At 63.4% G+C, this 18,340-nt stretch carries 15 protein-coding genes and 2 tRNA genes; 4 read left to right on the top strand and 13 right to left on the bottom strand.

All coding sequences use genetic code 11. The features are described from left to right. Positions 1 to 164 precede the first annotated feature (164 nt). Together ACT53T_RS14240 and ACT53T_RS14235 are read right to left on the bottom strand one after the other, a co-directional pair. Positions 165 to 785, bottom strand: a complete 621-nt coding sequence (locus ACT53T_RS14240) for a 2OG-Fe(II) oxygenase (RefSeq protein ID WP_476161700.1) — start codon at positions 783 to 785, stop codon at positions 165 to 167. Positions 786 to 857: 72 nt separating this feature from the next. Then, on the bottom strand, positions 858 to 1,526 hold the full coding sequence (locus ACT53T_RS14235) for a DJ-1/PfpI family protein (RefSeq protein ID WP_476161699.1): 669 nt from the start codon (positions 1,524 to 1,526) through the stop codon (positions 858 to 860). Positions 1,527 to 1,625: 99 nt separating this feature from the next. Between ACT53T_RS14235 and ACT53T_RS14230 the strand changes: the two genes are divergently transcribed. Continuing rightward, complete coding sequence (locus ACT53T_RS14230; RefSeq protein WP_476161783.1) at positions 1,626 to 2,561, top strand: GlxA family transcriptional regulator; 936 nt, start codon at positions 1,626 to 1,628, stop codon at positions 2,559 to 2,561. A gap of 162 nt (positions 2,562 to 2,723) precedes the next feature. On the opposite strand, the gene ACT53T_RS14225 is transcribed toward ACT53T_RS14230, so the two are convergent. Continuing rightward, on the bottom strand, positions 2,724 to 3,839 hold the full coding sequence (locus tag ACT53T_RS14225; protein ID WP_476161698.1) for a hypothetical protein: 1,116 nt from the start codon (positions 3,837 to 3,839) through the stop codon (positions 2,724 to 2,726). 172 nt (positions 3,840 to 4,011) lie between these two features. Further along, a tRNA-Ser gene (locus ACT53T_RS14220) sits at positions 4,012 to 4,101 on the bottom strand. A 174-nt stretch (positions 4,102 to 4,275) separates the two neighbouring features. Here ACT53T_RS14220 and ACT53T_RS14215 point away from each other — a divergent pair. Then, entirely contained in the window at positions 4,276 to 5,058 is a 783-nt protein-coding gene (locus ACT53T_RS14215) for a HesA/MoeB/ThiF family protein (RefSeq protein WP_476161697.1), read from the top strand. On the opposite strand, the gene ACT53T_RS14210 is transcribed toward ACT53T_RS14215, so the two are convergent. From ACT53T_RS14210 to secA, 9 genes are all read right to left on the bottom strand, one after another. Continuing rightward, positions 5,042 to 5,392, bottom strand: coding sequence for a RidA family protein (locus ACT53T_RS14210; RefSeq protein ID WP_476161696.1), 351 nt, complete (start codon positions 5,390 to 5,392; stop codon positions 5,042 to 5,044). The two genes, ACT53T_RS14215 and ACT53T_RS14210, sit on opposite strands and share 17 nt — an antisense overlap. A gap of 485 nt (positions 5,393 to 5,877) precedes the next feature. After that, the gene (locus ACT53T_RS14205; protein WP_400769588.1) at positions 5,878 to 7,413 is read right to left on the bottom strand and encodes an acyl-CoA carboxylase subunit beta; all 1,536 of its coding nucleotides are present in this window, start codon (positions 7,411 to 7,413) and stop codon (positions 5,878 to 5,880) included. Positions 7,414 to 7,474: 61 nt separating this feature from the next. Continuing rightward, positions 7,475 to 8,131 carry a COG3904 family protein gene (locus ACT53T_RS14200; protein WP_476161695.1) on the bottom strand — a complete coding sequence of 219 codons (657 nt, stop codon included), beginning with the start codon at positions 8,129 to 8,131 and terminating at the stop codon, positions 7,475 to 7,477. A gap of 97 nt (positions 8,132 to 8,228) precedes the next feature. After that, positions 8,229 to 8,304, bottom strand: a tRNA-Val gene (locus ACT53T_RS14195). 174 nt (positions 8,305 to 8,478) lie between these two features. Further along, positions 8,479 to 8,763, bottom strand: a complete 285-nt coding sequence (locus tag ACT53T_RS14190) for an HU family DNA-binding protein (RefSeq protein WP_018266554.1) — start codon at positions 8,761 to 8,763, stop codon at positions 8,479 to 8,481. Positions 8,764 to 9,047: 284 nt separating this feature from the next. Continuing rightward, positions 9,048 to 11,474 (bottom strand): endopeptidase La, encoded by a 2,427-nt coding sequence (gene lon, locus ACT53T_RS14185; RefSeq protein WP_018266555.1) that lies wholly within the window; start codon positions 11,472 to 11,474, stop codon positions 9,048 to 9,050. 288 nt (positions 11,475 to 11,762) lie between these two features. Next, entirely contained in the window at positions 11,763 to 13,028 is a 1,266-nt protein-coding gene (clpX, locus tag ACT53T_RS14180; protein WP_018266556.1) for an ATP-dependent Clp protease ATP-binding subunit ClpX, read from the bottom strand. Between the two features lie 322 nt (positions 13,029 to 13,350). Then, positions 13,351 to 14,571, bottom strand: coding sequence for a 6-phosphofructokinase (locus ACT53T_RS14175; protein ID WP_476161694.1), 1,221 nt, complete (start codon positions 14,569 to 14,571; stop codon positions 13,351 to 13,353). A gap of 92 nt (positions 14,572 to 14,663) precedes the next feature. After that, positions 14,664 to 17,486, bottom strand: coding sequence for a preprotein translocase subunit SecA (gene secA / locus ACT53T_RS14170; RefSeq protein WP_476161693.1), 2,823 nt, complete (start codon positions 17,484 to 17,486; stop codon positions 14,664 to 14,666). Between the two features lie 279 nt (positions 17,487 to 17,765). Between secA and ACT53T_RS14165 the strand changes: the two genes are divergently transcribed. Beyond that, entirely contained in the window at positions 17,766 to 18,026 is a 261-nt protein-coding gene (locus ACT53T_RS14165) for a type II toxin-antitoxin system ParD family antitoxin (RefSeq protein ID WP_036292330.1), read from the top strand. A 6-nt stretch (positions 18,027 to 18,032) separates the two neighbouring features. Then, complete coding sequence (locus tag ACT53T_RS14160) at positions 18,033 to 18,332, top strand: type II toxin-antitoxin system RelE/ParE family toxin (protein ID WP_476161692.1); 300 nt, start codon at positions 18,033 to 18,035, stop codon at positions 18,330 to 18,332. Positions 18,333 to 18,340: the final 8 nt, after the last annotated feature.

Here is an 18,340-nt window from a genome sequence, read left to right as displayed (position 1 = left end):
CGGATCGAGCGGAAAGGCTGGCCAACGCCGGAACTCGAAGAGAATCGAGCAGGCTTCCAATCCTGAGAAGCCCGCGCAGCTGGCGTCTCCAAGGACGATGAAACCGTCAGCGCCGCCTTCTGGAACTCGCCCTCGTGCTTCGAGACGGCGGCAAAGCCGCCTCCTCAGCAAGAGGGCGCGGGCGATTGCCATTCCCGCCCCCGCCTCACCCAGCAATTTATCGAAAATCTTCCATCGGCGAAGGCGCTCGCGCAGCGCGTCGGGCGCACCTCATGCGATGCGGCGGAGGGAAAGGCGACGAGACGATCATAGGCCGGCGCTATGTCCACAAAGCCATCCGGCGAAAAGAGCCGCAGCGCGCCGCCTTCGAAACGCTGCGGCAGCGCGTGAAAATAATAGACGAGCGTGAGAACCCGCACGCTGTCGTGTCCGTCCGGCCGCGGCGGCGCATCGGCGTGGCGCTTGAAAAAGCCGCCGTCGCCATAGCGCACCATTTCGATCTCTTTTTTCGTTTCGGACGGCAGACAAACATTCAGCTCGCGCGTCAGATGCGCGAGCGCCGCATCGACAGATGCGGCGAAAGCCGCGCGCAGCGGGCCGAGCTCGAGAAGACGCGACGAATCGCGCACCGACGTATCGATGCGCGCCGCGCGCTCGGCCGTGTAGAAACGCGATTGCGAAAATTCGCTCTTATGCGCCAGCGCGAATTGCATCAGCTCGCCTGCGCGCGCCGCGCCGAGAAAGCCGTCGATGACGACATGCGCAGGCGTGGCGGCGGCGGTCATGGGCGCATCCATTGCGGCGACAGTAGCGCTCGATAGAGCACAGAAAGCCGCATCGGAAAAGCCGCGCCGCGCTCAGCCATGCAAGGCCGCGAAGCGCGCCTTTCGCTCGGCGAAACGCGGCGTCACCCATTCGACCAGCGCTTCGCCCGCCGTCTCCGGGCGCCCGCTGTCGAAGGGCGGCGCCGGCGCATATTCGATCGACAATTGGATCGCGCGCGCGAATTGCTCGCCGGCGATATCGGCCGCGAGCGTCAAGGCGAAATCAATGCCCGCCGTCACGCCGCCGCCGGTGACGACGCGCCCGTCGCGCACGACGCGCGCGGCGTCTGGAACGGCGCCGAACAAGGGCAGAAGATCGCGCCAGGCCCAATGGCAGGCCGCGCGTTTGCCGCGCAAAAGGCCGGCGGCGCCGAGCAGCAGCGAGCCGTTGCAGACCGAGGTCACATAGCGCGCGCCTTCCGCGAGCCGCGCGATCTGCTCCAGAAATTCGCGATCGACCGAGGCCGCCTCGACGCCGGGACCGCCGGGAACGCAGAGGAGATCGCAGCGCTCCACGCCGGCGAGCGCGCGCGTCGAGCCGAATTCGAGACCCGTGTCGGACGCGACGGCGCCGCCCTCGCGCGAGGCGACGACGACCTCGGCGCCGGGCAAGCGCGACAGCACCTCGAAAGGCCCGGTGAAATCGAGCTGGGTGAGCCGCGGAAAAATCGCGAAGACGATGCGCAGGCTTTGGTCGGACATTGCGAGCCTCCCCTTGTTGACGAAGACAGAGTAGCGCCGCTAGGCTCTGTCTCAAATGACGGTTTCCCCACTTTTTCGGACAGATCCATGCGCGCGCGGATCATCGCTCTGCTGATCTTCGACGACTTTCAGATTCTCGATGCGGCGGGACCGATCGCCTCTTTCGAGATCGCCGCGCGCATCGCGCCCGGAGCCTATGCGATACGAACGATCGCCGCCGCTTCCGGCCTCGTGCGCTCCTCTTCCGGCGTCGCCATGGCGGCGGTGAGCTTCGCTGCGGCGCGACGCTGCGACACGCTGCTGATCGCCGGCGGCCTCGGCACGCGCGGCGCCGCCACGGACAGAAGCACGCTGGCTTTCGTCGCCCGCGCAGCGACGCGCGCGCGACGCGTGGCGAGCGTATGCTCGGGCGCCTATGTGCTGGCGGCGGCCGGGCTGCTCGACGGCCGCAGAGCGACGACGCATTGGAGCCGCAGCGGCGATTTTCAGCAACGCTTTCCCAAGGTTCGGCTGGAGCCGGATTTGATCTTCGTGCGCGACGGGCCGATCTGGAGCTCCGCCGGAATCACCGCGGGCATAGATCTCGCCCTGGCGATGATCGGCGACGATCTCGGCGAGGATGTCGCGCGCGCCGTCGCGCGGCAGCTCGTGGTCTATCACCGGCGCCCGGGCGGGCAATCGCAATTTTCCGCGCTGCTGGAATTGGAGAGCAGGCAAGACAAATTCGCGACGCTGCTGCGCTGGGCGAGCGAGCGTCTACGCCAACGCCTCACCGTGGAGGAACTGGCCGCGCAGGCCGCGATGAGCCCACGCAATTTCGCGCGCGCCTTCTCCCGCGCGACCGGCGCGACGCCCGCCAAGGCGATCGAGCGCCTGCGCCTCGACAGAGCGAAGAGCGCGCTGGAGAGCGGCGCCGACACGATCGAGCAAATCGCGCGCGACAGCGGCTTTCGCGATCCAGAACGAATGCGACGCGCGTTTCTGCGCGTTTACGGGCAGCCGCCACAGGCGTTTCGGCGTGGGGGAAGGTTATAGCGGTCCGCGCTCCCTCCACTGCGGTCGCGAATAAAGAGCAATGTATCAGCTTGATTACTGCCATAGAGGCTCTCGAGCCGGCGATCCCTGGCGTAGAGCAATTGTGACGCGAGTCACGCTGGCTGCATCGCCACTATCATCTAGGGGGCGCCAATTGGCCGACTACTCCTCACCGTCATCCTTTTTCTTTTTTACCGCCTCCTGCTTTTCTCCCTTCGATCGATCGAGCAAGCTCCGAATTCTCTCGATCATACGATCTTCGTTTTCGTTATTCGCCATTTCGAGTGTACGCTGATGCTTGTCGATCAAGAAATTACGCTCGGTCGCATCGAGCCTCTCGATCAATTTCGAGAGCTTTTGTTTGTCCATGAATTGCAGGGCTGAAAGGAAAGCGGTATGCCTCGCATCGATATTCGTAGCTTCATTTGAAAAATAACGCATCAGCTCTAGTGCTTTAGACTGATAACGGAACATGATGAGCGCAAGAACCTCGCACAGAATGACGAACGCATAGGTCGGCCCATGTCTCAGCAACACCACCTCCCACTCGACATGCTGCTGTAGCAATTCTGGACTTTTCCAGTATTGATAATACGTACCGACCAATACAAATCCGAGCACCAGAAGACCTATAATTGCGAGATTCATTCCAGAACCACGAAACACTCTCGCCTGTCGCTCCGCCAAACTGGCATATTCGAGAGACCTGTTACGCATCTGCAAGAATCTATCACCACTGTCACGACGAATTTGATTTATTTTTGTTATATCATCTGATTGCTCCGCCAATATTTTGCCAATGGACTCTACTATGTTGTTCCCAAAAAGTTCATCAATTCTCGAAGACAACTCATACTTTATTAAATTGTCTGCCTTGTCAGCCCAGCCCGACACCGCGGAATCGACAACGATCCGTGCACGTTGTTCAAAATCTCTCGCCAAGGTATCGGCAGTCGACGCAACGTTTCGCTCTGCCGATGACAACGCTTCAGCATCCGCCAGGCTGACCGATTGTTTAATTTTGTCGCCATCAAATGATAGCGATACCGCAAAAAACGAAGAAGCAACCGCAATTAGACAAGCCACTATAAATGGAACATTATCAGCCGAGTTAATAATATTAAATACAACTCTTTTAAAAGATTCATCTATATAATACATTACATACAATGAGCTAGCAGTAAATATAGCTAGAGAGATACGCGCAACAATTGCCCTGTTACGGAGCAGCGAATTCCAAAATTTCTTAACAGGAGAGTTATGCTCGCGGTCAACCATCACGCAATACCTTTGCCAAATGCAGCTGTCGTTGCTTGATCCATATTCGGAGAATCAGTGGGCGCTATCACCAAGATTGTGCGGCATATGGCAATGTTCTTTTGATTACCGACTATTGGACCCAGGACTGGAACCGCGGCGTCACATGCGCGCACGGAAATACGGGTTGAACTGGCGGAAGGGGTGGGATTCGAACCCACGGTGAAGTTTCCCCCACGGCGGTTTTCAAGACCGCTGCCTTAAACCACTCGGCCACCCTTCCGAACCCGGAGCCGGACCGGACTCGCGGCGAAGCCTATCGCTTCTCTATGACCGCGCGTCAACCGGCCGCGCGCCTGGCGCGTCATCTTCTCCTCCGATTTCACGCTCGGCGCGAAACTGCTAAATACCGCAGTGAACGCGGCCGCCGCGTGAGCTTCGGCGCAGGAAAAACGACATGAGCCTCTCGGCCGAAGAAATCGAGCGCTACGCGCGCCATATCGTTCTGCGCGAGGTCGGCGGGCCGGGCCAGCAGCGACTGAAGAAAGCGCGCGTGCTCGTCGTCGGCGCGGGCGGGCTCGGCGCGCCTTTGCTGCAATATCTCGCGGCGGGCGGCGTCGGCGCGCTGGGCATTGTCGATGACGACGAGGTCTCGCTGTCCAATCTGCAGCGTCAGGTGATCCATCACACCACCGCCGTCGGGCGGCTGAAGGTGGACAGCGCCAAGGACGCCATCCATCGGCTCAACCCGCATGTGCATGTCGAGCCCCATGCGCTGCGCCTCGGCGAGCAGAATGCGCGGGCGCTGATCGCGGATTACGACATTATCGCCGACGGCTCCGATAATTTTGCGACGCGCTATCTCGTCTCGGACGCCTGCTTCTACGAAAAAAAGCCGCTGGTTACAGCGGCGGTCGGCGGCTTCGACGCCTCGCTGACGACGCTGCGTCCCTTCGAGAGCGACGCCGAGGGCCGGCCCAACCCGACCTATCGCTGCCTCTTCCCCGCGCCGCCTCCGGCGGGCGCCGTGCCGAGCTGCGAGGAGGCCGGCGTGCTCGGCGCGCTCACCGGAATCGTCGGCGCGATGATGGCGCTGGAAGTGATCCGCGAGATCGTCGGCTTCGGCGAGGGGCTGGTCGGGCGTCTGCTGCTGATGGACGCCCGCTCCATGCGCTTCGAGACCCTGCGCTACGGCTATGACCCCGACAATCCGCTGACCGGCGTCACAGCGCCGCGATAATTGCGATCTCGACCTTGTAATCCGGCGTCACGAGCTTCGCCTCGACAGTGGCGCGCGCCGGCGGATTGCTCTTGTCGACCCAGGCGTCCCACACCGAGTTCATCTCGGCGAAAGTGGCGATGTCGGCGAGATAGATCGTCGCCGAGAGAATCTTCGCCTTCTCGCTGCCGGCCTCCTGCAGAATCGTGTCGATGAGGCCGAGAATCTCGCGCGTCTGATCGGCGACCGCGCCGCCCTTGGCCGCCTCGGCCACCTGGCCCGCCGTATAGATCACGCCGCCATGAACGACGGCCTTGCTCATGCGCGCGCCGGCGCCGATCCGCTTGATGGACATTTTTGAGTTTCTCCGAAAGTTGCGAGTGGGCTCTGGGAGGAGCTGCGGCGGCGGGGAGCCGCTTCATAGGCTGGAGCTATCTATCGAGTGAAAAGCTCTATCGTAGCTCTACATACACAAAGAGCGGGGACGGCCCTTGCCTCTCCCCACTCTTTGGTACCCGTCCTTTGACCGGACTCGTCGTTTGGCGCCATCCGCGAGAATAGTGTGGAGCGTCTCGCGAGACGTGCAGAGTTCCGGCGTCCTCCCCGACTTGGACCTCAGCCAGCGATTGGTCGAACGCATTCTGCGTTCATATGTTTTTAGCCAGCTCGGCGAAGGGGACATTATGACAGCCGTGGCGTTTTGTCACCCAAAAAAGCCTGCCGCTGGAATGAATTTGTGCGGAGGGCGCCCGCCTTCGGGGCAGGCTGTTCTCCGCTCGAGCGAAAAGGCGCGCCGACCCACCCTGGAAGCCGGCGCGCCCACCTACCTGAAGGGATAGGTCAGAGCGGGATATTGTCGTGCTTCTTCCAGGGGTTTTCCAATTCCTTGTGGCGCAGCAGGGCGAGCGCGCGGGCGATGCGCTTGCGCGTCGCGCTCGGCATGATGACCTCGTCGATATAGCCGCGCTCGGCGGCGACGAAGGGCGACAGGAAGCGGTCCTCATATTCCTTGGTGCGCTGGGCGATCTTCTCCGCATCGCCGATATCGGCGCGGAAGATGATCTCGACCGCGCCCTTGGCGCCCATGACGGCGATCTGCGCCGAGGGCCAGGCGTAGTTGACGTCGCCGCGCAAATGCTTGGAGGCCATGACGTCATAGGCGCCGCCGAAGGCCTTGCGCGTGATGAGCGTCACTTTCGGCACAGTGGCCTCGGCATAGGCGAAGAGCAGCTTGGCGCCATGCTTGATGAGGCCGCCATATTCCTGCGCCGTGCCGGGCAGGAAGCCGGGAACGTCGACGAAGGTGACGATCGGAATATTGAAGCAGTCGCAGAAGCGCACGAAGCGCGCCGCCTTTTTGGAGGCGTCGATGTCGAGCACGCCGGCCAGCACCATGGGCTGATTGGCGACGAAGCCGACCGTGCGGCCCTCGATGCGGCCGAAGCCGACGACGATGTTCCTGGCGTGCGTCTCCTGAATCTCGAAGAAATCGCCTTCATCGGCGATCTTCGTGATCAGCTCCTTGATATCATAGGGCTTGTTCGGATTGTCGGGGACCAGAGTGTCGAGCGAGGCGTCCAGGCGCTCGGCCTCGTCGAAGCTCGGCCACTCCGGCGGCTCCTCCTTATTGGAGGAAGGCAGGAAATCGATGAGCCGGCGCATCTGCAGCAGCGCCTCGACATCGTTGTCGAAGGCCTTGTCGGCGATGGAGCTCTTGGTGGTATGCACCGAGGCGCCGCCGAGCTCTTCCGCCGTCACGGTCTCATTGGTGACGGTCTTCACGACGTCCGGGCCGGTGACGAACATATAGCTCGTGTCGCGCACCATGAAGATGAAGTCGGTCATGGCCGGCGAATAGACGTCGCCGCCGGCGCAAGGCCCCATGATGACGGAAATCTGCGGGATGACGCCCGAGGCCATCACATTGCGCTGGAACACCTCGCCATAGCCGCCGAGCGCCGCGACGCCCTCCTGAATGCGCGCGCCGCCGGCGTCGAACAGGCCGATGATCGGCGCCCGGTTCTTGAGCGCCATATCCTGCAGCTTGGTGATTTTCTGAGCGTGGGTCTCGGACAGCGAGCCGCCGAAGACGGTGAAGTCCTTGGCGAAGACGAAGACGGCGCGGCCATTGACCGTGCCCCAGCCGGTGACGACGCCGTCGCCGGAGATTTTCTCGCCCTTGTCCATGCCGAAATCGGCGCAGCGGTGCTCGACGAACATGTCGAACTCCTCGAAGGAGCCGTGATCGAGCAGCAGCTCGATGCGCTCGCGCGCCGTGAGCTTGCCGCGCGCATGCTGCGCGTCGATGCGCTTGACGCCGCCGCCGAGACGCGCCGAGGCGCGCCGCTGCTCGAGACCTTCGATGATATGTTTCATGGAACGACCGATCCTACAGGTTGAATGGATGCGCCGAGGAGTTCCCCGCTCGACGGCTCTTTTACAGCTTTGGCGAGCCGAGCCGCCAGCGGGCGATCTCGGCGGCGGAAAGAAGATGAACGCGATCCGGCGAGGTGCGCTCCGCCAGCGCGATGAGATCGCGGCTGACGCCCATGGAATCGCTGTAGCGGGTGAGCGTGCGGCGCATGCCGCCGTCGTCGTAGCGGCGCTCGCGCATCACCTCCCCGCTCGTCGGATCGACGCCATCGACATAATTGAACATGCGATGGACGCCGACGCGGCTCTGGCGCGGGATCACCCGCTTGCGGCCGCCCATCAGCGCATAGACGCAGGCGGAATAGCAGCGGCCGGAAACCAGCGCCCCGCTCGTCGGCTCGACGCGCGCGACGATCACCGCCATGCCCAGCCGGCGCAGCGCCTGGCCGAGCTGCATGGAGGCGAGCACGCGCCCACCGGGCGAGTCGAGCAGCACAATGCTGCGCAGCTCGGTCTCATGTCCCTGCTCGCGCAGAAAACCGACAAAGGCCTCGGCCGTGTCCTCGACGATCTCGCCCTCCGCCACGATGACGCGCGGGCAGTGGTCGGCGCAGCGGGCGCTCGCCGTCGTCGCGAGATGGAACGACATCTCCTCGGCGCGGGCCGGAGGCGCCGCGAGCAATACGGCCAAGGCGAGGAGAAGGACGAAATTTCGGCTCATGCTCTCGGCGCTGCGTCTCTCATCCCTTGCGGCCAATTCCCGCCCTCCCGCGCGCCCCGGCGCGGCCGAATGACGGGGCCTCTCCCGGAGCGCGGCGTGGTGGGCGGTGACGGACTCGAACCGCCGACCCTCTCGGTGTAAACGAGACGCTCTACCGACTGAGCTAACCGCCCGCGCGCCGACCGAGATCGACGCCGCATTGTTTACGGGAGGGCGCCCCCTCCGCGCAAGACGCGTCGCGCAGGCGTTTTGAAACGACAATGCCGCCGGCGACGTTCGCGCCCCGGCGGCGAGCCTGGAAATCGGTCGAAAGGGGAGATCGGCGCGACAGGCCAGCCTCGCTCGGCTCACTTGGTCTTGTTGAGCTCCGCTTTGAGCGTGGCGCCGGGCTTGAAGCGGGCGCTCGTGGAAGCGGGGATCTTGATCTCTTCGCCGGTCGCGGGATTACGGCCCTTGCCGGCCGCGCGCTTCTTGACCGAGAAGGTGCCGAAACCGACGAGCCGCACCTCTTCGCCCTTCTTGAGGGCCAAGGTGATGCCGTCGATCACCGCGTCGATGGCGGCGGCGGCGGCGGCCTTCGAGGTTTCGGTCGCCTCGGCGACATGCTCGACCAGTTCCAATTTATTGACCATGGTCTCATCCCTTCTGCTTCCGCCGGGAGCCGGTCGTCGACACGGGCTGAGCGCCGAAAATCGAGCGGCGTCGAATCGTTCGGACCCGGCACAGAGGAGTGATGTGCCGGAATGTCAGCAAAAGCAAGGGTTAGAACAACAGGCAGCGCCGGAATCCCTGGAATTCCGGGCGCCTATGGGCGAGATAATGGGAAAATCCCCGGCGAGCCGGGCTTCGAGCCGCCGAGCCCGAGGGCGACGGCCCCTCCCCCGCGGCAAAGCCGCAGTCGGAGGGGCCGGAGCCTTCAGTGGGCGCGCACGCCGGCTGCGTCGTCCTCGACGACCGTCTTGGCGATCTGAGCCGTAGGCTCCTCCCAGACGATCGGCGTCGGCTGACGCACGAGCGCGTGAGCGAGCACCTCGTCCATTCGCGAGACCGGCACGACCTCGAGGCCATTTTTCACCGAGTCGGGTATATCGGCGAGGTCCTTGGCGTTCTCTTCCGGGATCAGCACCTTCTTGAGGCCGCCGCGCAGAGCCGCGAGCAGCTTCTCCTTCAGGCCGCCGATCGGCAGCACGCGGCCACGCAGCGTGATCTCGCCGGTCATGGCGATGTCGCGGCGCACCGGAATGCCGGTGAGGATCGACACGATCGTCGTCGCCATCGCCGTGCCGGCCGAGGGGCCATCCTTGGGCGTCGCGCCTTCCGGCACATGCACATGGATGTCGCGACGGTCGAAGAGCGGCGGCTCGATGCCGAAATCGACGGCGCGGGAGCGCACGTAAGATGCGGCGGCGGAGATCGACTCCTTCATCACATCCTGCAGATTGCCGGTCACGGTCATCTTGCCCTTGCCGGGCATCATCACGCCTTCGATCGTCAGCAGCTCGCCGCCGACGCCGGTGACGGCGAGGCCGGTGACGACGCCCACCTGATCCTCGAGCTCCGCCTCGCCGTAGCGGAACTTATGCACGCCGAGATAATCGGTGATGTTGTCATTGGTGACATGGACCTTCTTGCCCTTCTCCTTGGAGAGCAGAATTTCCTTCACCGCCTTGCGGGCGAGATTGGAGATCTCGCGCTCGAGATTGCGCACGCCGGCTTCCCGCGTGTAGCGGCGCACCAGCGTCAGCAGCGCTTCGTCGTCGATCGACCATTCGTCGGCGGCGAGGCCGTGCTTCTTGACCGCATTCGGAATGAGATGCTTGCGCGCGATCTCGGCCTTCTCGTCCTCCGTGTAGCCGGCGATGCGGATGAGCTCCATGCGGTCCATCAGAGGCGCAGGGATGTTCAGCGTGTTCGACGTCGTCACGAACATGACATTGGACAGGTCGTAATCGACCTCGAGATAGTGATCCGCGAAAGTGGCGTTCTGCTCGGGATCGAGCACCTCGAGCAGAGCGGACGACGGATCGCCGCGGAAGTCCATGCCCATCTTGTCGATCTCGTCGAGCAGGAAGAGCGGGTTGGACGTCTTCGCCTTGCGCATCGACTGGATGATCTTGCCGGGCATGGAGCCGATATAGGTGCGGCGATGGCCGCGGATCTCCGCCTCGTCGCGCACGCCGCCGAGCGACATGCGCACGAACTCGCGGCCCGTGGCCTTGGCGATCGACTTGCCGAGCGAGGTCTTGCCGACGCCGGGCGGGCCGACGAGGCACAGGATCGGGCCGGTCAGCTTATTGGCGCGGCTCTGCACGGCGAGATATTCGAGAATGCGCTCCTTGACCTTCTCGAGGCCGAAATGATCGGCGTCGAGAACGCTCTGCGCAGCCTCGAGATCGCGCTTGATCTTGGACTTCTTGCCCCAGGGCAGCGCCAGCAGCCAGTCGAGATAATTGCGCACCACCGTCGCTTCCGCGGACATGGGCGACATTTGACGCAGCTTCTTGAACTCGGCGACGGCCTTGTCGCGCGCCTCCTTGGAGAGCTTGGTGTTCTTGATGCGCTCCTCGAGCTCGGCGAGATCGTCCTTGCCGTCCTCGTCGCCCAGCTCCTTCTGGATCGCCTTCATCTGCTCGTTGAGATAATACTCGCGCTGCGTCTTCTCCATCTGGCGCTTGACGCGCGTGCGGATGCGCTTCTCCACCTGCAGCACGGAGATCTCGCTCTCCATCAGCGCGAGGCATTTCTCCAGGCGCTTGGCGACGGCGATCGTCTCCAGCACATCCTGCTTCTCGGCGATCTTCACCGAGAGATGCGAGGCGACCGTGTCGGCGAGCTTGGAGAAATCGTCGATCTGCGTGACCGCCGCGGCGATCTCCGGCGAGACCTTCTTGTTGAGCTTCACATAAGAGTCGAACTCCGCGATGACGGAGCGGCCGAGCGCCTCCACCTCGACGGGCTGATCGATCTCGTCGCCGAGCGCCTCGGCGTCGGCCTCGTGATATTCATCGACGCGCGTGTAATTGCGCACCTTGGCGCGGCCGACGCCTTCCACCAGCACTTTGACAGTGCCGTCGGGCAGCTTCAGCAGCTGCAGCACGGAAGCGAGCGTGCCGATGGAGTAGATCGCGTCGGGAGCCGGATCGTCGTCGCCCGCATTCTTCTGCGTCGCGAGCAGAATGAGCCGCTCGGACTTCGTCACCTCTTCCAGCGCGCGGATAGACTTGTCGCGCGCGACGAAGAGCGGAACGATCATATGCGGAAAGACCACTATGTCGCGCAGCGGCAGAACCGGATAACTCTCGATTGCGCCGGGAACGATGGAATTGCGCTTTTCGTTCGTCATATCTTTTTTCCTGTTCCGTTTCGCTCCCCGCCGGGGAAGCGGGGCGAGGCGACGCTCTGACGCAAAGGGACGCTTCTGACGTTAAAGGGACGCTTGCAAGTTCCAGGCCCGACAATCCGGCGGAAATCCGCCTTTCGAGAGACCCGCTCACACGCGAACGGCGTCGAAGGCGATTACGCAACAAATGGGCCTAGCGGCAGAACGATTCAAGATACTGGAAAAACAGACGCATGCGGCAGAATGGGCGGGAGCTGCGAAAGAAGTCGCGCTCCCGCGCCTAAAAAAGCGTCAGGCGCTGGCGCCGCCGCTCTTTTCGTTACGCTCGGCGTAAATGTAGAGCGGACGCGCCTTGCCCTCGACGACCTCGGGTCCGATGACGACCTGCTCCACGCCCTCGAGGCCCGGCAGCTCGAACATGGTGTCGAGCAGAATGCCCTCCATGATGGAGCGCAGGCCGCGCGCGCCGGTGTGGCGCTCGATCGCCTTGCGGGCGACGGAGGAGAGCGCCTCGTCCTGGAAGGTGAGCTCGGTGCTCTCCATCTCGAACAGCCGCTGATACTGCTTGACCAGCGCGTTCTTCGGCTCGGTGAGGATGCGCTTCAGCGCCTCCTCGTCGAGATCCTCGAGCGTGGCGATCACCGGCAGACGGCCGACGAACTCCGGGATGAGGCCGAACTTGAGCAGATCCTCCGGCTGCACATGGCGGAAAATATCGCCGGTGCGGCGCTCGTCCGGCGCCTGCACATTGGCGCCGAAGCCGATGGAGGTGCCCCGACCGCGCGAGGAGATGATCTTCTCGAGGCCGGCGAAGGCGCCGCCGCAGATGAAGAGAATGTTGGTCGTGTCGACCTGCAGAAACTCCTGCTGCGGATGCTTGCGCCCGCCCTGCGGCGGCACGGAGGCGATGGTGCCTTCCATGATCTTCAGCAGCGCCTGCTGCACGCCCTCGCCCGACACGTCGCGCGTGATCGACGGATTGTCGGATTTGCGCGAGATCTTGTCGATCTCGTCGACATAGACGATGCCGCGCTGCGCGCGCTCGACATTGTAGTCGGAGGCCTGCAGCAGCTTGAGGATGATGTTCTCGACATCCTCGCCGACATAGCCCGCCTCGGTGAGCGTCGTGGCGTCGGCCATTGTGAAGGGCACATCGAGGATGCGCGCCAGCGTCTGCGCCAGCATCGTCTTGCCGACGCCCGTCGGGCCGATGAGCAGAATGTTGGATTTCGCCAGCTCGACGTCGCCATGCTTGGCGGCGTGATTGAGGCGCTTGTAGTGATTGTGCACGGCGACCGACAGCACGCGCTTGGCCTGCGCCTGGCCGATCACATAATCGTCGAGAACCTTGCAGATCTCGCGAGGCGTCGGAATGCCGTCGCGCTGCTTGACGATGGACTTGTTCTCCTCGCGGATGATGTCCATGCACAGCTCGACGCATTCGTCGCAGATGAAAACCGTCGGACCCGCGATGAGCTTGCGCACCTCATGCTGGCTCTTGCCACAAAATGAGCAGTAGAGCGTGTTCTTCGAATCGCTGCTGCCGACCTTGCTCATGTCTCGTCTCCTGACCGATCGGCCCGCTGTGGCGAATCGAACCAACCTCACTCGATATCAGCGAGGGCCTAACAAAAGGTGCAAGCAGGCTCGCCCCGCCGCTCTCCCCCGTCCCCCAGCCTCCGGCGTCTACCGCGGATGCCAGTCTATAAGTCCCGGCCCGCAATGCAACCACGACGCCCGCATATAAATCAAGCAAGAATCGCGCCTTGGGAAGAGGGCCTGCGCCTTTTCTCGGCGCCTCCCCCTTCTAAAGAGTAAATTCCCTGGAAATCAAGCTCTTGACCCAGGGCGTCGCCGAATGTGCGACAGTCTCGAGACGTTACGTTCTCAGTTTTTTGGCGACAGGATTCAAGCGGAGCCTGTACGCATCCGGCATTCCCGAGCCGAGCAGAGGACGCAGATAAAGCCGGAAGGCGTCAGTGACATCCGTGCCATCCGCTGTCAGAAACTCGGCCGGCATCACCTTGGTCTTGCCGGCGACCTCCACGAGCGGCGTGAGCCGATAATCCACAGAGTAGAATCCCGTGCGGTGAATCGTCACGGAGCCGTCGCGATCGCCCCATAGCGCGAACTGCACCGCCTTCTCGCCGACCTCGCGCGCCTCGCGCTGATCCACATCGGAGACACAGCCGACGAAGCTGCGCTGCACATAGCCGAAAGTGTCGGCGCGCACGCGCTTCAAGCCGAGCTTCGTCTTGACGAGCTCGGTCAGCATATCGGCGAGAGCGCCGCCGCCCAGATGCACATTGCCATGCGCGTCCTTCTCCACCTGCTCGGCGAGCTTGACCGCGATCGGCGTATGGTTCTCGTCGGAGATTCCCTCGGACACGGCGACGACGCAGCGCCCATATTTGTCCATCGTCGCCTTGACGTCGGCGAGGAAACGCTCCGTGTCGAAGACGCGCTCCGGCACATAGATGAGATGCGGCCCGTCGTCCGGGAATTTCTTGCCGAGCGCGGAAGCCGCGGTGAGAAAGCCGGCATGGCGGCCCATGACCACGGCGATATAGACGCCGGGCAGCGCCCAATTGTCGAGATTGGCGCCGGCGAAGGCCTGCGCGACCCAACGCGCCGCGGAGGGAAAGCCCGGCGTGTGGTCGTTGATCATCAGGTCATTGTCGATCGTCTTCGGAATATGGACGACGCGCAGCGGATAATCGGCCTTGATCGCCTCCTCGGAAACGATGCGCACCGTGTCGGAGCTGTCGTTTCCGCCGATATAGAAGAAGCAGCCGATCTCATGCGCGCGCAGCACCTCGAAGATCTCGTGGCAATATTTGAGATCGGGCTTGTCGCGCGTCGAGCCCAGCGCCGAGGAGGGCGTGCAGGCGACCATCTCGAGATTATGCGTCGTCTCCTGCGTCAGATCGACGAAGTCCTCATTCACGATTCCGCGCACGCCATGATAGGCGCCATAGACGCGATCCACTGCGCGGAACTTGCGCGACTCGAGCACGGCGCCGACCAGAGACTGATTGATGACGGCGGTCGGTCCGCCGCCTTGCGCGATGAGGACCTTGGAGAAATCGATCTTCGACACGAGGAATGCTCCGAGAGAGAGTAGTCAGTCGTGAGTGGCGAGCGACGACGAGCGAGCGTGAGAAACGCCGCTCGCCACGCCCGTCGCGTTTCTCACACCAATGCGCCGTGGCAGTGCTTGAACTTCTTGCCGGAGCCGCAGGGGCAGGCCTCGTTGCGGCCGACCTTGCCCCAGGTCGCGGGATTGGCGGGATCGCGCGCGGCCTCGGCCTCCGCCGCGCCGCCGCTCGTCGCCTGCGACGAAAAATCTGCGGCGGCGAGCCGGGCGTTGAGCTCGGCGAGCGCGTCTCCGCCGCCGCCCGCGGCGTTCGGGTCGGGATGCACATATTCCATGGGCGGCAATTCGGCCGGAGCCGGCGGCGCCTCGAAGGAGACCTCGACGCGCATCAGCTGCGAGGTGACGGTCTCGTCCCAATGCGTCATCAGGCTGCGGAACAGCTCCAGCGCCTCGGACTTGTATTCGTTGAGCGGATCGCGCTGCGCCATGCCGCGCCAGCCGATCACCTGGCGGAGATGATCGAGCACGACGAGATGGTCGCGCCACAGATGGTCGAGCGCCTGCAGCACCACCTGCTTCTCGATCATGCGCGAGAGCTGCTCGGTGTTGCGCTCGACGCGCTCGGCGTAGGACTGGTTCGCTGCGGCGAGCAGGCGCTCCTTGATCTCCTCGTCGGCGATGCCTTCTTCCTTCGCCCAATCCTCGATCGGCAGATCGAGATTGAGCTGCGCGCGCGCCGCCTCGGAGAGGCCTTCGACGTCCCAGGCCTCGGCGTAGGCGTCATGCGGAATATGCTTGGCGACGAGCTCGACGACCACGTCCTCGCGCATCTCGTTCACCGTCTCCTCGACGCTCTCCTCCGCCATGATCTCGCGCCGGCGCTCGAAGATCACCTTGCGCTGGTCGTTCATGACATTGTCGAATTTGAGGATGTTCTTGCGAATGTCGAAGTTGCGCGCCTCGACCTTGTGCTGCGCCTTCTCCAGCGCCTTGTTGATCCAGGGATGGACGATCGCCTCGCCCTCCTGCAGGCCGAGCTTCACCAGCATCGACTCCATGCGCTCAGAGCCGAAGATGCGCATGAGATCGTCCTGCAGCGACAGGAAGAATTTCGAGCGGCCGGGATCGCCCTGACGGCCCGAGCGGCCGCGCAGCTGATTGTCGATGCGGCGGCTCTCGTGACGCTCGGTGCCGATGATGTAGAGGCCGCCGGCGACCAGCGCCTTCTCCTTGAAATCGGCGATCTCGGCGCGAATCTCGGCCTCCTTCGCCTCGCGGGCGGCGCCCTCGAGCCCGGCGCATTCCTGCGAGACGCGCATCTCTATATTGCCGCCGAGCTGAATGTCGGTGCCGCGGCCGGCCATATTGGTGGCGATGGTGATCGCGCCCGGCACGCCGGCCTCGGCGACGATATAGGCCTCCTGCTCGTGGAAGCGCGCATTGAGCACGGCGAACTGCCGCGACGGCTGGCCGCTGCGCGCCGCCTCATAGAGCTTGGCGAGCGCCTTCGCCGGCTCGGAGAAGTCGATCTGCTTATAGCCCTTGGAGAGCAGGAATTCGGCGAGCTGCTCGGATTTCTCGATCGACGTCGTGCCGACGAGCAGCGGCTGCATCTTGGCGTTCGCCGCCTCGATCTCGCTCGCGATGGCGTCGAGCTTCTCGCGGCCGGTGCGATAGACCTCGTCGTCCTCGTCTATGCGCTGCACCGGGCGATTGGTCGGAATCTCGACCACGTCGAGCTTGTAGATCTCTGCGAATTCGTCGGCCTCAGTGGAGGCCGTGCCGGTCATGCCGGCGAGCTTTTCATAGAGGCGGAAATAATTCTGGAAGGTGATGGAGGCGAGGGTCACGTTCTCCGGCTGGACGGTCTGGCGCTCCTTGGCCTCGAGCGCCTGATGCAGCCCTTCCGAATAGCGCCGGCCCGGCATCATGCGGCCGGTGAACTCGTCGATGATGACGACCTCGCCCTTGCGGACGATGTAGTCCTTGTCGCGCTGAAACAGCTTGTGCGCGCGCAAGCCCTGATTGACGTGGTGGACGAGCGTGACGTTCTGCGCCTCGTAGAGCGCGCCGTCGGCGAGCACGCCGGCCTCGGCCAGCAGCTCCTCCATATGCTCATTGCCGGCCTCCGTCAGATTGACCGTGCGCTGCTTCTCGTCGAGCTCGTAATCTTCCTTGTCGAGCTTGGGGATCAGCTTGTCTATGGCGTTGTAGAGATCGGATTTGTCGTCCGAATGGCCGGAGATGATGAGCGGCGTGCGCGCCTCGTCGATGAGGATCGAATCCACCTCGTCGACGATGGCGTAGACATGCGGGCGCTGCACCATCTGCGCCAGCTCATACTTCATATTGTCGCGCAGATAGTCGAAGCCGAACTCGTTATTGGTGCCATAGGTGATGTCGCTGGCGTAGGCTTCGGCGCGCTCCTCGTCCGAAATATCATGGACGATGACGCCGACGCTGAGGCCGAGGAAGCGATAGACCCGGCCCATCCATTCGGCGTCGCGGCGGGCGAGATAGTCGTTGACGGTGACGACATGAACGCCGCGGCCGGGCAGCGCGTTGAGATAGACCGCGAGCGTCGCGACCAGCGTCTTGCCCTCGCCGGTGCGCATCTCGGCGATGGCGCCCTCGTGCAGGACCATGCCGCCGATCAGCTGGACGTCGAAATGCCTCTGGCCGAGCACGCGCTTGGCCGCCTCGCGGACGGTGGCGAAGGCCGGGACCAGCAGATCGTCGAGCCGCGCGCCATTGGCGAGCTGTTCGCGGAACTCCTCGGTGCGCCCCCGCAGCGCCTCATCGGACAAAGCCGCAAGCTCGGGCTCCAAAGCGTTGATCGCCTTGACCTTCGGCTGATAGGTCTTGAGCCGGCGGTCGTTGGCCGAGCCGAAAATCTTCTTGGCGAGAGCGCCGAGCATGCGCAAACCTTTCTAGATGAGCCTCCGGCGATGAGCCGGCGGAGGCCGCCTTTTCGCACATGTTCCTTTCGATTTGCCAATTTCTTTTCGAAAGGTCGGCGGGCGCGGCCGCGCGCTCGCGCTCACGGCTGCGGCGCGACGACGGGCGAGAGATAAGAGGCGCCCGAACCCTTGTCAATGTAAGGGGAAGCGGTCCTCCACGGCGCCGGATTCGCTTGATAACAGTTATTGGAGCATGACATAACTCCTATCATCGACGCGATATCGAAGGATGATGTCATGGCCATCAGCGCTGACTTGGGAAGCCAGCTGGAGACGTTCGTCGCCGAGCTGGTGGCGTCCGGCCGCTACAATTCGAAGAGCGAGGTTCTGCGGGAAGGGGTGCGGCTCATCCAGGAACGCGAAGCTCGCCTCGCCGCGCTGGACCTCGCGATCGCCCGCGGCGTCGCCGATGCGGAGGCTGGGCGCGTCGAGCCCGCGAGCGCCGTCTTCGACCGGCTGGAGGCCAAGTTCAAGGCCATGGCCGAGCGTCGCCGCTGACGGCTGATGATCGTCGTCATTACCACACGGGCAGAGGCCGACCTCGAGCGGATCGGCGAGCGCATTGCCGAGGAGAACCCGCAGAGGGCCGTCTCATTCGTGCGGGAGCTGCGGGAAATATGTGAGGGCCTCGGCGAAATGCCGAAGCGATTTCCCCTCGCGCCGCGCTTCGAGCGCGCCGGAATCCGCCGCAGAGTTCATGGCAACTATCTGATCTTCTACCGGATCGGACGCGAGACCGTCGAAGTGGTCCATGTGCTGCACGGCGCGATGGATTACGAGCCGCTTTTGTTTCCCGAAGGGTGAAGGGATCG

Source organism: Methylosinus sp. DMC45 (genome assembly GCF_056313885.1).
The sequence above is the reverse complement of the archived record's forward strand: the minus strand, read 5'-3'. Positions and strand labels throughout refer to the sequence as shown.

Coding starts and splice junctions, on each gene's coding strand:
- ACT53T_RS14240 (WP_476161700.1), bottom strand. CDS start 785: ATGACCGCCGCCGCCACGCCTGCGCATGTCGTCATCGACGGCTTTCTC.
- ACT53T_RS14235 (WP_476161699.1), bottom strand. CDS start 1,526: ATGTCCGACCAAAGCCTGCGCATCGTCTTCGCGATTTTTCCGCGGCTC.
- ACT53T_RS14225 (WP_476161698.1), bottom strand. CDS start 3,839: ATGGTTGACCGCGAGCATAACTCTCCTGTTAAGAAATTTTGGAATTCG.
- ACT53T_RS14215 (WP_476161697.1), top strand. CDS start 4,276: ATGAGCCTCTCGGCCGAAGAAATCGAGCGCTACGCGCGCCATATCGTT.
- ACT53T_RS14210 (WP_476161696.1), bottom strand. CDS start 5,392: ATGTCCATCAAGCGGATCGGCGCCGGCGCGCGCATGAGCAAGGCCGTC.
- ACT53T_RS14205 (WP_400769588.1), bottom strand. CDS start 7,413: ATGAAACATATCATCGAAGGTCTCGAGCAGCGGCGCGCCTCGGCGCGT.
- ACT53T_RS14200 (WP_476161695.1), bottom strand. CDS start 8,131: ATGAGCCGAAATTTCGTCCTTCTCCTCGCCTTGGCCGTATTGCTCGCG.
- ACT53T_RS14190 (WP_018266554.1), bottom strand. CDS start 8,763: ATGGTCAATAAATTGGAACTGGTCGAGCATGTCGCCGAGGCGACCGAA.
- lon (WP_018266555.1), bottom strand. CDS start 11,474: ATGACGAACGAAAAGCGCAATTCCATCGTTCCCGGCGCAATCGAGAGT.
- clpX (WP_018266556.1), bottom strand. CDS start 13,028: ATGAGCAAGGTCGGCAGCAGCGATTCGAAGAACACGCTCTACTGCTCA.
- secA (WP_476161693.1), bottom strand. CDS start 17,486: ATGCTCGGCGCTCTCGCCAAGAAGATTTTCGGCTCGGCCAACGACCGC.
- ACT53T_RS14165 (WP_036292330.1), top strand. CDS start 17,766: ATGGCCATCAGCGCTGACTTGGGAAGCCAGCTGGAGACGTTCGTCGCC.
- ACT53T_RS14160 (WP_476161692.1), top strand. CDS start 18,033: ATGATCGTCGTCATTACCACACGGGCAGAGGCCGACCTCGAGCGGATC.